Consider the following 13,877-nt stretch of genomic DNA (forward strand, 5'->3'; position numbering starts at 1 on the left):
GTAGATCACCACGTGCAGGTCGGGGTGGTCGGCGGGGGCCAGGCGGTGGTGTTCGTAGCGCAGGACGCCCTGAACGGGGTGGTGGAAGACGCGCAGGCGGGAGGCGAAGCCTTCGATGCGGTGGTCCTGCCAGGCGTCGTGGAACGGCTCGCTCGTCCGGATGAGGCGCTGGATGACCGGGGAGCGGGCCAGGTCGCCGAGCCGGGGCCCGGCCTCGGCGCGGAACTCGGCGAGGAAGCGGCGGCTGGTGGTCTCCCAGTCGGGGAGCAGGTCGCGGACGTAGGGGTCGGTGAACACCACCCACAGCAGGTTGCGCTCGGCGGTGGTGGCGATGTTCGGGTAGAGCGCCGCGTAGGCGGTGTTCCAGCCGGTGATCGTCCAGTCGGGGGCGATGGCGTAGGCCGGGAAGCCGGTGAGCCCGTCCAGGAGCCGTCGCACGTGGCCGGGCGCCGCCCGGCCGATGGGTTCGGTGGCCGAGGGCAGCGGTGTGTACCCGGCCAGGGAGAGCAGGTAGGCGTGCTCGGTGGCGGTCAGGCGCAGGGTACGGGCGAGCGCGTCGAGGACCTGGCGGGACGGCTGGATGTCGCGGCCCTGCTCCAGCCACGTGTACCAGGTGGCGCTCACCCCGGAGAGGGTGGCGACCTCCTCGCGGCGCAGCCCGCCTCTGCGCCGGGGCCCGGCCGGGGGCAGGCCCACCGCACCCTGGCCGACATCGAGGCGCGTTCCCGCGAGGTGCCGTACCTGTGCAGGGTCGCCCCCAACGGCCCGTACCTGATGGAGGACGTGCACCGCGCCGGCGGCGTCCCCGCGATGCTGGGTGAGCTGCACCGCGCCGGGCTGCTCCATCGCGAGGTGCGCGCCGTGCACGCCGGCTCGCTGGACGAGTGGCTGGCCGCCTGGGACGTGCGTGGCGCGGCCCCCTCCCGCGAGGCGATCGAGCTGTTCCACGCGGCCCCCGGCGGCGTGCGCTCGTCGGCGGCGTTCTCCCAGTCGGCCCGCTGGGAGTCGCTCGACCTGGACGCCGCGACCGGCTGCGTCCGCGACACGGCCCACGCGCACTCGCCGGACGCGGGCCTTGCGGTCCTGCGCGGCAACCTCGCCCCCGATGGAGCCGTGGTGAAGTCCGCCGGGGTCCCGGACGGCCTGCGCGTCTTCACCGGCCCGGCGGTGGTGACCGAGTCGCAGGAGGAGGCGGCCAAGGCGATCCTGTCCGGACGGCTGTCGCCGGGCGACGTGCTCGTCATCCGCTACGAGGGTCCGCGCGGCGGTCCCGGCATGCAGGAGATGTTGTATCCGACGGCCTACCTCAAGGGACGGGGCCTGGCCGCCTCGTGCGCGGTGGTCACCGACGGCCGCTTCTCCGGCGGCAGTTCCGGCCTGTCGATCGGCCACGTCTCGCCGGAGGCTGCCGCCGGTGGCCCGTTGGCCCTCGTCCGGACCCGACAGGTCTCCGCGAAAGGCCCCTGGTGGGAGAGGCAGTCAACGATGCGCCGGGGCAACCACCGGTGCAGGAGGCCAGGAGCCGAGGTGCCGGAGGAAGGCGTCACGTGAGGGGAGCAGGTGGGCGCGGCAGGTCTCGGCGAGCAGGGCGGTGTCCTGCTCGCGCAGGGCGCGGATCATGGTCAGGTGCTCGGTCCTGGCCCGGTGCAGGTACTCGGGCGAGGTCACGGTGACCGAGCGGACGGCGTGGGTCACCTGGGCGTGCGAGCGGATGGCCGCGACCAGCGCCGCGTTGTCGGACAGCGCGAACAGCGCCTGGTGGAAGGCCTCGAAGCGGGCCATCAGGTCGTCCTCGACGAGCCGCTCCCGGGGGTAGCGCAGCCTGAGGACGATCTCCTCCTCGATCAGGTCAGCGACGTCCGGCCGGCCCATGATCACTTCGGTCCTCATCCTGAGCACCTTCGTCTCCTGACGGACGACCCCGGTCAGGCTTGCCCGGCCGTGCTGAGCTTGCGCCGCGCGCCCCAGGTCAGCACGGCCGAGCGGACGCGGGTGAGCAGGCGGGTGGAGGGGACGAAGAACTGGGCCTTGAAGCCCGCCCGCCGGCGGTGTTTCCTGATGAACGGCCGCAGCCCCTGTTCCCACGCGTGCAGCGCCCGCTCGACGTCGTCCTCGTGCCGGTCGAGTGCGTCGCCGAGCAGCGCGGCGCCGCTCATCGCGGCGGTGGCGCCCATGCCGGAGTAGAGGGTCAGGCACCAGGCGGCGTCGCCCACCAGCGCGACCCGGCCGCGGTGCCAGGACGGCATCTCGACGTAGTGCACGGAGTCGAACAGGTGCTGCGGGGCCCCGGCCAGCTCCTCCAGCGCGACCTCCACGGCACCGTCCGCCGACAGCCCGGCGAAGGCGTCTTGAAGCACCTCCACGGGCGGCCTGGAGAACTGGGCGTCCACGTCGCCGGGCCGGTAGGTGAACAGCGCGGTGGGCGGGCAGTCGTCCAGCGGGAAGACCCACAGCGAGCGGCGGGTGTCGGCGATCACGAGGGCGTCGTCGGAGCGGAACTCGGGGAGCTGACGGCTCATCTGGAAGGCGCAGATCACCGCGCCGAGCGGCTTCATGAACCGCTCGTGCACCCCGAAGACCAGCTCACGGACGGTGGAGCGCAGGCCGTCGGCGCCGATGACGAGGTCGAAGTCCTCCACGGTCTCCGCCACGGTCTCCGCCGCGGAGCCGCCCTGGCGCAGGGTGACGGACGCGCCGCCGGCGTGCGTCCGGATGGCGGCCGGGACGGTGTCGAAGCGCACCTCCACGTGCCCGTCGATGGCCGACCAGAGCGCCTGCTCGATGTCGCCGCGCAGCACGGCGTCCGGATCGCCCGGCTGTTCGAGGAAGCCGACCCCGCGGCTGCGTTCGCCGAACCGGCCGACCTCCCAGCTCCGCTTGCGCTCGGGGGTGCGGGTGTGCAGCACGTCGGTGAGGCCCAGCGCCCGCACGGCCTGCCTGCCCTCGGGGAACAGCCCGATGAAGTAGCCGCCGGTACGGCGCTCGGCCGCGCGTTCGACGATCACCGGCGTCCATCCCGACCGGTGCAGCCGCAGCGCGGCGGACATGCCGGCGATGCCCAGCCCCACGACGAGTACCCGCTTGCTCTCCCGCATCCCGCCCACCTCAGCAATCTTCTCGACGGTGCGTCGCAAAAGTTTACGATACAGTGTCGTAAAACCGGCCGAGCACACCCCCTGGAAGAACGAGTCAGATGCCGAAGATCCGCGCCAGCACCGTGGCCGAGCACCGCGCCCAGGCCAGGGCCGCCGTGCTCGACGCCTTCGACGCCCTGCTGGACGAGCGCGGCTACGAGGCGATCACGCTGTCGGACGTGGCAGGGCGCGCCGGCATGGCCAGGAACACCATCTACAACTACGCCCCCGACAAGGCGGCCCTGCTCGCCGCCGCGTTCGCCCGCTCCGGCACCTCACTCGGCCAGGAGATCGGGCACATCGCCGAAGACCGCGCCCGGCCCGCCGCCGAGCGCCTGGCCATGGTCGTCAGGCTGCTGCTGGTCCGCTTCACCCGCGGCACCCAGCGCCTGCTGCTGCTGCACAACGTGGCCCGCACCCTGTCGGACGACGCGCGGGCCGAACTGGCCGCCCCCTTCGACGTGGTGCGGGTCCACGTGCTGCGGATCGTCCGCGACGGCGTGGCGGCGGGCGAGTTCGCGCCGCCGGCCGACCTGGAGCTGACCTTCGAGCTGATGGTCGGCGTCATGCAGGCCGCCACGCTGCGGGTGGCGCACGACCCGGGCACCGCCGGCGTCACAGTGGAGAGCGTGACGACCTTCCTGCTCAACGCGATCCGCCCGGCGGGCTGACGCGAGCGCCGGGCTACTCCTCGCCCGGCCTCGCCGCCGCGGCCAGGCGCGGCCAGGGCCGGCCGATGCGGTGTTCGATGTCCTCGTTGAAGCGCTGGACGTCGGCGACGAAGCGCTCCAGGCGCTCGGCCGGCCAGTCGGCCAGCACCGAGGCCAGCCCGCCGACGATCCGGCCGCGGTCGGCGGCCAGGCGGCGGCGGCCGTGCGCGGTGATGCGGAACTTGCGGGCCACGCTGCCGTTCGGGTCGAGGGTGCGCTCGACCAGGCCGTCCTTCAGCAGGGCGGCGGTCTGCCGGTTGAAGGTGGAGGCGGCCAGGCCGAAGGCTTCGACGAAGTCGGCGATGGACATGGGGCCCTGCACCTCGAGCCGGCTCAGCAGGACGTAGGCGCTGCGCTCCAGGCGTTCGTCACCGGGCCCGCCCGGCGGCGTGGCCAGCTCGCGCAGCCGCATGAGGATCATCAGCTCCCGCTCAAGGTGAGCGCCTGCCTGCTCGGCGTCCATGAGGCGAACCTCCGATCGTTCACGTGTTCACCTGCACGATACGGCAAGGTGCATCATGCTCTAAAAGAGCATGATGCATTCTTTGTGCATAATGCATTGAATATGTATGGTGCATCTGGTGAGTTGATCGAGGGAGACACCGCATGAGCCAGCACGAGGAAGTCCTGTCCTATCCGCTGCCCTACGACACGGCACTGGCCGCCCCCAAGGAGTGGGAGCGGCTGCGCGCCCAGTGCCCGGTGGCCGCCGTCGAACTGCCCAGCGGCGACCACGCCACGCTGCTGACCCGCCACGAGCACGTCAAGGGCCTGCTGTCCGATCCCCGCTTCACCCGTCCCACCGCCGCGGACAACGCCGCCCGGATCGCGCCGGAAGGCTCCGGTGGCGCCGCCGCCAACGGCGACATGTCCAGCTCCGCCCTCTCCGGCGGGGAGGGACACCAGCACTGGCGGCGCCTGGTCGGCAAGTACTTCACCGCCAAGCGCATGACCGCCCTGCGGCCCGGCATGACCGAGATCGCCGAGCGGCTCGTCGACGCCATGGTGGCCGGCGGCGCGCCCGCCGACCTCAGGGCGCACGTCGGCTTCCCGCTGCCGGTGTTCGTGATCTGCGACATGCTCGGCGTGCCCGCCGACGACCGCGACCGGTTCTCCCGCTGGTCCGACATGTTCCTCAGCACCTCCCGGTACACCCGGGAGGAGACCGGCCAGGGCCTGCGCGAGTTCACGGCGTACATGTCGGGGCACGTCGCCGCCAAGCGCGCCACCCCGACCGACGACCTGATCGGCATGCTGATCAGGGAGAGCGAGGGCGAAGGGCACGGGCTGAGCGACGCCGACCTGGTCAGCACCGCGATGGGGCTGCTGGTCGCCGGGCACGAGACCACCGCGAACATGATCGGCAAGATGGTGGCCATGCTCCTGGCCGACCGGACCCGCTGGGAGCGGCTGCTCACCGACCCCTCCCTGATCCGCACCGCCGTGGACGAGTCGCTGCGCTACGACGCCAACTTCAGCTTCGGCGTCCGCCGCTACCTCACCGACGACGTCGAGATCGACGGCCGGAACCTGCCGGCCGGCACCACCGTGTTCTGCAACATGTCCGCCGCCAACCGCGACGAGACCGTCTTCGCCGACGCCGCCGACATGGACCTCGGCCGCAGCCCCAACCCGCACCTGACCTTCGGCGCCGGCCCGCACTCCTGCCTCGGCCAGTCTTTGGCCCGCACCGAGTTGCAGGTCGTGCTGGAGACGCTGCTGCGCCGGCTGCCCACGCTGGAACTGGCCGTACCGGAGGAGGAACTGCGCCGCCTCGAAGGACTGCTCGTCGGCGGTCTGCGCGAGGTGCCCGTCCGCTGGTGACCGGGACGGGAGGCCGTGTGCAACTTATTGTCACTCCATTATGACTTCGGGTGATGAAGTTGCTGTGCTGTGCGGCATGACAACGAGATCGGCAAGGAGGAGTTCCACACCTTCCTCAGCAAGGTGTGGAAGATCTCCCAGCCCGACGCGATCGAGACTTCCACCAGCTCGACCTCGACGGCGACGGTTCGGTCTCGCGGCAGGAGTTCATCCGGGCGGCACACGAGTACTTCTACTCCAACGACCCGAACGCGCCGGGCGGCCTCTTCTTCGGCCACGTCTGATCACCCGGCCCGCGAGAGCTCCCGGCCCCGGCCCGATTCCACCGGGGGCCGGGGGCTCTCCGGGCACCCGCACGGCCCGGGTGCGGTTCACCAGAACCGCACCTCGGGGTAGTCCGCCGACGGCCCGTCCAGCAGCGGCCGGCGCTCGCCCTTGAGGTGCCGGTCGAGGAAGGCGGTGACGTACGCGCGGGTGATCGTGATGGCGCGCTCGCCGCCGATCGCGGCCGCAGGCAGCCCGAGTTGCGGCTGCAGCACCGCGTAGTCGACGAAGCTCATGTGCTCGGCGCCGGTCACGGTCAGCCAGCGCTTCCCGTCGCCGGTGACGTGCGGCCAGAACGCGTCCCACGAGCCGTCCGCGCCGCCGGAGCCCGGCTGGTGGCGGGGATTGCCGATCATCATGAAGGGCTTGTCCAGCGGTTCGGCCGGCGTCCTGGGGTTGTAGGTGCCGTCGAGGTTGACCACGGCCTTGATACGTCCGGAGGCGGGCAGCAACTGGGCGGCGCTCTGACCGCCGACGGAGTGTCCTGCCATCGCGATCCGCCTCTCGTCGATCAGCCGGTTCCAGCGCCTGCTCCCCGCCAGCCGGTCCAGGACGAACTCGGTGTCGGCGGCCCTGACCCGGGCCACCTTCGCCCCCGTCTCGGGAGTTTGCCCGGCCTTCCCGGCCTCGAAGGTGACGGTCCGGCCGTCGGGGAACGTCGTGGCCACCGACTCGTAGGTGTGCTCGATCCCCGCCACCACGTAGCCGCTGCTCGCGAGCTGCTCGGCCAGGGAGGTCATCGTCGCGCGCGGCAGCGTCATGCCGGGTGACAGCACCACCAGGGGCCGGCCGCCCTTCCGCTTGAGCGCGGGAGCGCCGGTGCGGGCGTGCGTCCTGGTCCTGGCGAGGGTGTCCGCCGGTACGTCCGCGAGCTGCGGGACTCCCCTGATGATCAGCTCGGACTCCTGCGGCGTGACGTACGGCGCGGGCCGGCCTGTGCCCTTCCGCGCCGGGTACCAGATCGAGACCATCAGCTCGCGTGCGTCGCGGCCGGTGACCCACGGGTCGGGGCGGCTGGAATCGATCAGGTGCAGGTCGGTTCTGCCGACCGGATGGTCACCGGTCGGCGCGGGCAGGGCGGTCACGGGCACGGACGTCACGGGCACGGACGTCACGGGCACTTCGGCTGCTGCCGGTGCCGTCGTGCCCAGGCCGGTCAGTGAAGTGACGAGCGCGAGAGCGCTCGCGGCCACGGTCTTGTTCATGCGTCCAACCGTGCCGCGCGGCCCCGCCGGACCGTCCCCGGCGAAAGTCACCTGGCACCCGCGACTTTCGTAGGGGATGGCCAGGCCGGCGCGGCTTGTAACCTCTGGCCATGATTGACCGGGCATCGCGGATCGCCGAACGGGTCATGCCGTGGGCGCTCGGCACGACGGTGTTCCTGCTGTCGCTGGCCTCGACGGCCGGTTCGATGGGGGTGCGGTCGGCACTGCCCGTACCGGTGCTCGCGAGCGTGGCGGCCTGCTGCGGGGTGGCCGCGTTCTTCGCCAGGCGCCGGTTGTGGCCGCTCGTCGTGGTGGGCGCCGTAGCCCACACCTGGCTGGTGATGTGGCCGGCCGCCGTCGTGGCCTCGTACTACGCCGGTACGCGGCTTCGCCGCCGCCGGGACCTGTGGCTCTACGTCGGTGGCATGGTCGCGCTGCACGCGCTCGGCGGGCTGGTCTCGTACCGGAGCGAGGGGTACCGCGCGCTGGTCGCGGGCACCCTCGTCAACGTGCTGCTCATGGGCGGCGCGATGCTCGGGCTGCCGCTGGTCGCCGGGCTGTGGGTGCGCGCCAGGCGGCAGGTCCTCGACGCGATGCGCGAGCAGGCCGAACAACTCCTGCGCGAGCAGGTGCTCCGTGCCGACCAGGCGCGCGACCAGGAGCGGGCGCGCATCGCACGGGAGATGCACGACGTGGTCGCGCACCGGGTGTCCCTGATGGTCCTGCACGCCGGCGCGCTGGAGGTCAGCGCTCCCGATGCCCGTACGGCGCAGGCCGCCACGCTGATCGGCTCCGTGGGCCGGGAGGCGCTGACGAACCTCCGGGAGGTGCTCGGCGTGCTGCGCTCACCGGATCCGGCCCGCGGCCCGCAGCCCACGCTGGCCGACCTCGACCGGCTGCTCGAACAGTCGCGTGCCCTCGGCATCGTGGTCAACCGCCACGACGAGGGACCGGCCCGCCCGCTGCCGCCCACCGCCGAGCGCACCGCCTACCGGGTGGTCCAGGAGGCGCTGACCAACGTGCACAAGCACGCGGGCGACGCCGAGACCGACGTGTACGTCCGATACCGGCCCGCCGAACTGGAGGTCGTCATCCGCAACCAGTCCCCCACGGCGGCGGACGGCGACCTGCCCGGCTCCGGCTGGGGCCTGGTCGGGCTGCGCGAACGCGTCGAACTGGTCGGCGGCCGGCTGGAGGCCGGGCCGCGTGACGGGGGCGGCTTCCAGGTGCGGGCCGGGATTCCCGCCGCATGATCCGCGTCCTGATCGTCGATGACGAGGCACTGGTCAGGTCGGGCCTGCGGATGATCCTGGAGGCCGCCGGCGACGTCGTGATCGTGGGCGAGGCGTCCGACGGCGACGCGGCCGTGACCGCCGTGGCCCGGCTCAGGCCGCAGGTCGTCCTGATGGACGTACGCATGCCGGGCACCGACGGCCTGACCGCCGCCGCCCGCATCCTGGCCGCTCCCGGCGCGCCGAAGCTGATCATGCTGACCACGTTCGACCTGGACGAGTACATCCACGAGGCGCTCCGGCTGGGCGCCGTCGGCTTCCTGCTCAAGGACACCCCGCCGCGCGACCTGGCCGCCGCCGTCCGCACGGTCGCGGCCGGCCAGGCCATGCTCTCCCCCACCGTCACCAAACGACTGATCAGCTCATTCGTCGACAAGACGCCCTCCCGCGCCGAGTCCGCCCGCAAACGGCTCGCCGCGCTGACCGCCAGGGAGGAGGACGTGGTCAGGGCGGTGGCCCGCGGCCTGTCGAACGCCGAGATCGGCCGGGAACTCCGTCTGACCGAGGCGACGGTGAAAGCGCACGTCAGCCGGGTCCTGACCAAGCTCGGCCTGGCCAACCGCGTCCAGGCGGCCATCCTCGTCCACGACGCCGACCTCGGCTGACCACCGAAACACGGCCCGTGTCCTTTTCCGGCCACCGCCTCCAGTCGCACCCTCATCCTCTTCGCCGGGCCCACGGAAGCTGAGCGTGCGCGGCCGACCCCACCCGGGATGCCGGCGGTGTGATCTACAGTTTCCAGGTCGGCGGTCTCGGCTGCGTGGTGATCAGCCACGGTCAGCCGAAACCGCCCTGGGAGCCGCCGCTGGCCGAGTTCTTCAACCCCCGAGTCCGGCGTGCCGGGCGAGGAGTTGTGCGCCGCGACCTGCGGCAGGTCGTCGCTCACCCTCGGCTACAACTGCCTGTGCGTACGCACCCCCGACGGCCTGGCCCTGCTCGACACCGGCTCAGGCCGGCGGTTCCGCGGCTACGGGCCGCAGATCGAGCCCCTGGTCGGGCGCGCCAGGCGATCGGCCGCCGCCGGCTGCTGACCTGGGCGGCCGACGAGAACCTCCTCGTCCACGCCTACCACCTGCCGTTTCCCGGCCCGGGCACGGTCAGGCGCGACGGTGCGGCGTTCACCTGGATCCCTCTCCCGAGCTGAGCGGACACGCGTGATCGCGGGCGGGCGAGGATGGGGCGGCTGCGATCTGCGAGTGGTGAGCCCCCGACGGGCGGGCGGATCACCACGCGGGCACGCCCATCAGATCGTGAGCAGGCGGGCGAACTCGGCGACGCGGGTGGGGCGGACGGCCGGGTAGCGGTCGTTGTCGAGCGGGTCGAGTCTGGCCTTTCCGCTGACCATGCCCCAGGTGTACTGGAGGGCGACGTACTCGCCCGGGTGGGTGGCCCCGACCCGGCGGCGGTCGATCTCGGCGGCCAGGTCCTCGACGTCACCGCGCTGCTTCAGGTGGAGCCGGCGGCCGGTGCCGTGCTCCAGCGCGGCGTGGAACTCCTTCATCGTCAGCACGTCGCCGGCCACGCGGACCGGCCGGCCCGCGGAGTCCGGGTCCAGTGCCACGGCCACGGTGTAGGCGGCGGTGTCGGCCACGGTGGTGAAGTCGCAGGGCTGTTCGCCGTCGCCCCAATAGCTGAACGTGCCGGCGTCCCAGTCCACGATCTCCAGGAACGGTGCGGTCATGACGTCGGTGAAGGCGCCGTTGAGCACCGACGTCACGGCGACGCGGCTGCCGGAGAAGGCGTCGTGCGCGGCACGGCGGTGGTCGAGGAAGACGTTGTCGCCCGGGTCCAGCCGGAACAGGTCGATGGCGAAGTCCGAGGGGATCAGCCGCGGTACCCCGGCCTTCTCGGCCGCCCGCAGCAGGTTGGCCTGACCCTGGACGATCACGTTCTCAGCGCCTTGGACGGCCGAGATGACCACCGCCGCGCCTGCCATCGCCCGCGCCAGGCGCTCAGCCGGATCGTCCAGCGTGCCTTCGACGATCTCCACGCCCTGCTCGGCCAGCGCTCGTACCTTCTCGTCCCGGCCGTTGGCGGGGCGGACCAGTGCACGCACCCGCGCCCGTTCGCGTCGCAATCTCATCGCGATCTGGCTGCCCAGGTTGCCGGTCGCGCCCGCAAGGAAGACATCGGTCATGTGTCGTTCTCCGCATTCCATTTCGAATCGGGTTCCTCCACGGCGACCGTAAGGCTTGTAACCTGTTACAAGGTCAAGAGGCTGGAGGCGGCTGGCATGCGGATCGGGGAGTTGGCCGAGCGGACCGGAGTCGACCAGCAGTTGCTGCGCTATTACGAGAAGCAGGGGCTGCTGGAGCCGGAGCGGGCGGCCAACGGCTATCGCGAGTACGCCGACAGGGACATCGTCGTCGTGCGGCGCATCCGCGCGTTGCTGGCGGCGGGGCTGTCCACGGCCGCGATCGCCGAGTTGGGCACGTGCGTCCGCGATGAGCCCCCCACTCCCGCCTGTGCCAAGGCGCTCCAGCAGTTGCGTGACGAGCGTGGCCGGGTCGACCGGCTCATCGGCAGGCTGCTTGCCTCCCGGGCCGCGCTGGACGCGGTCATCGAGCGCGGCGACGACCATCCGCACCCCCGGTCCGCGGCCACCAGGGCAACCGGACGCCCTCCCACCGGGCACGCGCAGGATCAGCTCGGCGCACACCCCTGAACGCCGCCGGTGCGGAGCCGGGTACGAGCAGATGGCAGGGATCAAGGGAAGCTGATCACGACCTTGGCGAAGGGGCCGCGTTCGAGGTGGGCGAGGGCGGCGGGGAGGTCGGGCAGGGCATACTCGGCCGCGATCACCGGGCCCAGGGCGAGATGTGGCCGCCGACCGCTGCCGCCTCGATCGAGCGAGCGAGGTGGTGCGCGCCGATGGTCTCCAGGATGTGGTCGGCCCCTCGGTCGTGGGTGGCTTCGTAGCCGGCCTCGATCCGGTCCCGGGTCGTCCGGTTGATCAGATGGGCGGCGCCCAGGCCCTTGGCTCGGGGCGAGTTTGGCGTCGTCGCCGGAGACCACGATGACCTCGGCGCCGTGGGCTGCGGCGAGTTGCAGGCCGAAGAGGGAGACCCCGCCCGTGCCCAGCACGACCACCGTCTGGCCCCGTGTGCACCCGGCCCTGCTCGACCCTCCGCGGGGCTCGTGGGCGTCGGCTGTTCGTGCTCGCCTGCGCTGAGACGTCGAGGTGTGCGTCGTCCACGAGGACGAGCAGGTCGATGTCGCTCCAGTCGTCGGCTCGGCCCTCGCCGAGAGAGCCGATCAGGCCGGCGCCGACCACCTGCGGGTCGGCGTGGAGGGCGGCGGCCACGGCGCTGAGCCAGCGGGACCGGATGCCGGCCAGGCGCGGGGCGGGCGGTCCACTGGCGCTCATCGGAGCGATGATTGCCCGGCGGAGGCCGGGACGCAACCGGATTACCCGGCGGCGGCCACCTTGGTGACAGGCGTCCGCGGCCGGGCGCGCTGATGCCGCGCCGGTTCAGCACGACGACCCGGCCGGCTCGTCCTCGGGTTCGGCGGGGAAGCGGGGACGAGCCGGGTGCGGGGGTCAGGGTGGCCGGCGGTCCTGGGGCGTCGGTGTCATACGAGGCCGGCCTGGGTGAGGTGGAGTTGGGCGTAGCGGCCGTCGGCCGTCAGCAGGGCGTCGTGGGTGCCCTGCTCGACGATCCGGCCGCGGTCGAGGACGACGATCAGGTCGGCCTGGCGGACCGTGGACAGCCGGTGCGCGACGACGAGGGTCGTCCGGCCGCGCATGAGACGGGCGAGCGCCTCCTTGACGAGTTCCTCGGACTCCGAGTCCAGCGCCGACGTGGCCTCGTCCAGCAGCAGGATCCGCGGGTCGCGGACGAGCGCGCGGGCGATCGCGAGCCGTTGCCGCTGCCCGCCGGACAGGCGGGCGCCGCGCTCGCCCACGACGGTGTCCCAGCCGTGCGGCTGGTCCTGGACGAACGACCACGCGTTCGCGTCGCGCAGCGCCTCGGCGATCCGCTCGTCGGAGACCTCCGGCAGCCCGTACGCGATGTTCTCGCGGATCGTCCCCTCGAACAGCACCGACTCCTGCGGCACGACCGAGACGAAACGGCGGGCGGTGCGCAGGTCGAGTTCCTGGATGTCGGCGCCGTCGAGCAGGATGCGTCCGCCGGTCGGGCGCAGGAAGCCGAGCACCAGGTTGAGCAGGGTCGACTTGCCCGAGCCGGACGAGCCGACGAACGCGACGGTCGCGCCCGTGGGGATGTCGAGGTCGATGGCGTGCAGGGCGTCCTCGTCCGCCCCGGTGTAGCGGTACGACATGCGTTCGAGCCGGATCGCGCCGTCCACGGCGTGCACATCCCGCTTGCCCTCGTTCTGTTCGAGGTCCGGCTCCTGGGTGACCTCGGCGACCGAGCGGATCGACTCCAGGCCGCGCGCGGCGACCGGGATGAGCATGAGCAACTGGGTGAGCCCCTGGGTCAGGAGTGCGAAGTAGCTCGACAGCAGCACCACCTCGCCGGCGGTGATCGGCAGCATGCCGGTGAGGGAGAACACCGCGGCCAGCACCAGGCAGCCGACGCCCAGCAGTTGCATCGTCACCCATGACAGGGAGGCGACGTGCCCGTTGAGCATGTCCAGGTGCAGGCCGGCCCGGCGGACGCCGTCGGCCCCGTAGGCGACGCGGGTGACCGCAGTCTGCTCGAGGCCGTGCGCGCGGGTGACGGGGATCAGGGACGCCATCTCGCCGACGCGGGTGGCGAGCCCCTCCATCTCGCGGCGCAGTTCTTCGTTGCGGCGGCGCGAACGGCGGCCGAGCGCGGTGCGCAGCACGAGCGCGATCGGGACGGTGAGCGCGTACACGGGAAGGAACTGCGGCACGGCGATCGCGGTCATCGAGATCGCGCCGATGAGGACCATGGTGGCCGACAGCAGCGGGTGGGTCACCTGCTGGAGCATCTGCTCCACGTTCTCGACGTCGCGGACGAGCTTGGTCTGGACGATCGACGAGCTGACCCGCGTGTGGTAGCCGATCGACAGGGTCTGCAACCGCGTGGCGAGGGCGTTGCGCAGGTCGGCGCCGATGTCGCGGACGACCGTCATGAAGTTGCGCGTGTAGAGGAGGTGGTTCGGATAGTTCTGCAGCAGCAGGACGCCCGCGAGCGCGAACCACCACAGCACGGTGGTCACGGAGCCGTGATCGGCGACGACGTCGATGATCGCGGCGGTGATGACCGGCAGGAACCAGAGCGGGATCTCCTTCAGCGTGAAGGCCAGGATCGCCGCTGACATGCGGCCGGGCCGGCGCGCGACCAGCCGGAGGACGGATCGGGCCGGGCGGGCGCCGTCGATTAAGGCAGAGACGGGAGACGATGACTTCACCTGCGACGTGTCCTTTCTCGCCGCTGCGAACGGCTGCGGAGTACG

The 13,877-nt window shown here is 72.1% G+C and carries 15 protein-coding genes and 1 pseudogene; 8 read left to right on the top strand and 8 right to left on the bottom strand.

Annotation, left to right across the window (positions count from 1 at the left end):
* A partial coding sequence (locus FAF44_RS25960; RefSeq protein WP_237105870.1) for a helix-turn-helix transcriptional regulator occupies positions 1-696 on the bottom strand: 696 nt, incomplete at its 3' end.
* A 6-nt stretch (positions 697-702) separates the two neighbouring features.
* Between FAF44_RS25960 and FAF44_RS25965 the strand changes: the two are divergent.
* Positions 703-1,434, top strand: a pseudogene (locus FAF44_RS25965) (dihydroxy-acid dehydratase); the annotation flags it as partial.
* A gap of 45 nt (positions 1,435-1,479) precedes the next feature.
* Here the strand turns inward: FAF44_RS25965 and FAF44_RS25970 are convergent.
* Both FAF44_RS25970 and FAF44_RS25975 read right to left on the bottom strand, forming a co-directional pair.
* The gene (locus FAF44_RS25970) at positions 1,480-1,890 is read right to left on the bottom strand and encodes an FCD domain-containing protein (protein WP_237105871.1); all 411 of its coding nucleotides are present in this window, start codon (positions 1,888-1,890) and stop codon (positions 1,480-1,482) included.
* A gap of 35 nt (positions 1,891-1,925) precedes the next feature.
* Positions 1,926-3,134 (bottom strand): FAD-dependent monooxygenase, encoded by a 1,209-nt coding sequence (locus tag FAF44_RS25975; protein ID WP_237105872.1) that lies wholly within the window; start codon positions 3,132-3,134, stop codon positions 1,926-1,928.
* Positions 3,135-3,193: 59 nt separating this feature from the next.
* Between FAF44_RS25975 and FAF44_RS25980 the strand changes: the two genes are divergently transcribed.
* Complete coding sequence (locus FAF44_RS25980) at positions 3,194-3,805, top strand: TetR/AcrR family transcriptional regulator (RefSeq protein WP_237105873.1); 612 nt, start codon at positions 3,194-3,196, stop codon at positions 3,803-3,805.
* 13 nt (positions 3,806-3,818) lie between these two features.
* On the opposite strand, the gene FAF44_RS25985 is transcribed toward FAF44_RS25980, so the two are convergent.
* Positions 3,819-4,307, bottom strand: coding sequence for a MarR family winged helix-turn-helix transcriptional regulator (locus tag FAF44_RS25985; protein ID WP_237105874.1), 489 nt, complete (start codon positions 4,305-4,307; stop codon positions 3,819-3,821).
* Between the two features lie 143 nt (positions 4,308-4,450).
* Here FAF44_RS25985 and FAF44_RS25990 point away from each other — a divergent pair, with 143 nt between their 5' ends.
* Positions 4,451-5,668 carry a cytochrome P450 gene (locus FAF44_RS25990; protein ID WP_237105875.1) on the top strand — a complete coding sequence of 406 codons (1,218 nt, stop codon included), beginning with the start codon at positions 4,451-4,453 and terminating at the stop codon, positions 5,666-5,668.
* 125 nt (positions 5,669-5,793) lie between these two features.
* A complete protein-coding gene (locus tag FAF44_RS25995) occupies positions 5,794-5,952 on the top strand; it encodes an EF-hand domain-containing protein (RefSeq protein WP_237105876.1) in 159 nt (52 codons plus the stop codon).
* A gap of 87 nt (positions 5,953-6,039) precedes the next feature.
* Here FAF44_RS25995 and FAF44_RS26000 read toward each other — a convergent pair whose 3' ends face one another.
* Positions 6,040-7,197 carry an alpha/beta hydrolase gene (locus FAF44_RS26000; protein WP_237105877.1) on the bottom strand — a complete coding sequence of 386 codons (1,158 nt, stop codon included), beginning with the start codon at positions 7,195-7,197 and terminating at the stop codon, positions 6,040-6,042.
* Between the two features lie 110 nt (positions 7,198-7,307).
* Between FAF44_RS26000 and FAF44_RS26005 the strand changes: the two genes are divergently transcribed.
* The 3 genes from FAF44_RS26005 to FAF44_RS26015 all read left to right on the top strand — a co-directional run bounded on the left by FAF44_RS26005 (position 7,308) and on the right by FAF44_RS26015 (position 9,520).
* Positions 7,308-8,450 (top strand): sensor histidine kinase, encoded by a 1,143-nt coding sequence (locus tag FAF44_RS26005; protein ID WP_237105878.1) that lies wholly within the window; start codon positions 7,308-7,310, stop codon positions 8,448-8,450.
* Positions 8,447-9,094 (top strand): response regulator transcription factor, encoded by a 648-nt coding sequence (locus tag FAF44_RS26010; protein ID WP_237105879.1) that lies wholly within the window; start codon positions 8,447-8,449, stop codon positions 9,092-9,094. Before FAF44_RS26005 ends, FAF44_RS26010 begins: the two co-directional genes overlap by 4 nt.
* 231 nt (positions 9,095-9,325) lie before the next feature.
* Positions 9,326-9,520 carry a hypothetical protein gene (locus tag FAF44_RS26015; protein ID WP_237105880.1) on the top strand — a complete coding sequence of 65 codons (195 nt, stop codon included), beginning with the start codon at positions 9,326-9,328 and terminating at the stop codon, positions 9,518-9,520.
* Between the two features lie 212 nt (positions 9,521-9,732).
* Here the strand turns inward: FAF44_RS26015 and FAF44_RS26020 are convergent, their stop codons facing one another.
* Complete coding sequence (locus tag FAF44_RS26020; RefSeq protein ID WP_237105881.1) at positions 9,733-10,626, bottom strand: NmrA family NAD(P)-binding protein; 894 nt, start codon at positions 10,624-10,626, stop codon at positions 9,733-9,735.
* A gap of 96 nt (positions 10,627-10,722) precedes the next feature.
* On the opposite strand from FAF44_RS26020, the gene FAF44_RS26025 reads away from it, so the two are divergent.
* A complete protein-coding gene (locus tag FAF44_RS26025) occupies positions 10,723-11,154 on the top strand; it encodes a MerR family transcriptional regulator (RefSeq protein ID WP_237105882.1) in 432 nt (143 codons plus the stop codon).
* Positions 11,155-11,442: 288 nt separating this feature from the next.
* Here the strand turns inward: FAF44_RS26025 and FAF44_RS56430 are convergent, their stop codons facing one another.
* Together FAF44_RS56430 and FAF44_RS26030 are read right to left on the bottom strand one after the other, a co-directional pair.
* Positions 11,443-11,856 (bottom strand): nucleotidyltransferase domain-containing protein, encoded by a 414-nt coding sequence (locus FAF44_RS56430; protein WP_368857774.1) that lies wholly within the window; start codon positions 11,854-11,856, stop codon positions 11,443-11,445.
* A 206-nt stretch (positions 11,857-12,062) separates the two neighbouring features.
* A complete protein-coding gene (locus FAF44_RS26030) occupies positions 12,063-13,742 on the bottom strand; it encodes an ABC transporter ATP-binding protein (protein ID WP_237105883.1) in 1,680 nt (559 codons plus the stop codon).
* Positions 13,743-13,877: the final 135 nt, after the last annotated feature.

The sequence above is a fragment of the Nonomuraea sp. MG754425 genome, assembly GCF_021699195.1.
Classification (GTDB): Bacteria; Actinomycetota; Actinomycetes; order Streptosporangiales; family Streptosporangiaceae; genus Nonomuraea.

Coding starts and splice junctions, on each gene's coding strand:
- FAF44_RS25970 (WP_237105871.1), bottom strand. CDS start 1,890: ATGAGGACCGAAGTGATCATGGGCCGGCCGGACGTCGCTGACCTGATC.
- FAF44_RS25980 (WP_237105873.1), top strand. CDS start 3,194: ATGCCGAAGATCCGCGCCAGCACCGTGGCCGAGCACCGCGCCCAGGCC.
- FAF44_RS25985 (WP_237105874.1), bottom strand. CDS start 4,307: ATGGACGCCGAGCAGGCAGGCGCTCACCTTGAGCGGGAGCTGATGATC.
- FAF44_RS25990 (WP_237105875.1), top strand. CDS start 4,451: ATGAGCCAGCACGAGGAAGTCCTGTCCTATCCGCTGCCCTACGACACG.
- FAF44_RS26000 (WP_237105877.1), bottom strand. CDS start 7,197: ATGAACAAGACCGTGGCCGCGAGCGCTCTCGCGCTCGTCACTTCACTG.
- FAF44_RS26005 (WP_237105878.1), top strand. CDS start 7,308: ATGATTGACCGGGCATCGCGGATCGCCGAACGGGTCATGCCGTGGGCG.
- FAF44_RS26010 (WP_237105879.1), top strand. CDS start 8,447: ATGATCCGCGTCCTGATCGTCGATGACGAGGCACTGGTCAGGTCGGGC.
- FAF44_RS26020 (WP_237105881.1), bottom strand. CDS start 10,626: ATGACCGATGTCTTCCTTGCGGGCGCGACCGGCAACCTGGGCAGCCAG.
- FAF44_RS26025 (WP_237105882.1), top strand. CDS start 10,723: ATGCGGATCGGGGAGTTGGCCGAGCGGACCGGAGTCGACCAGCAGTTG.
- FAF44_RS56430 (WP_368857774.1), bottom strand. CDS start 11,856: ATGAGCGCCAGTGGACCGCCCGCCCCGCGCCTGGCCGGCATCCGGTCC.
- FAF44_RS26030 (WP_237105883.1), bottom strand. CDS start 13,742: ATGTCAGCGGCGATCCTGGCCTTCACGCTGAAGGAGATCCCGCTCTGG.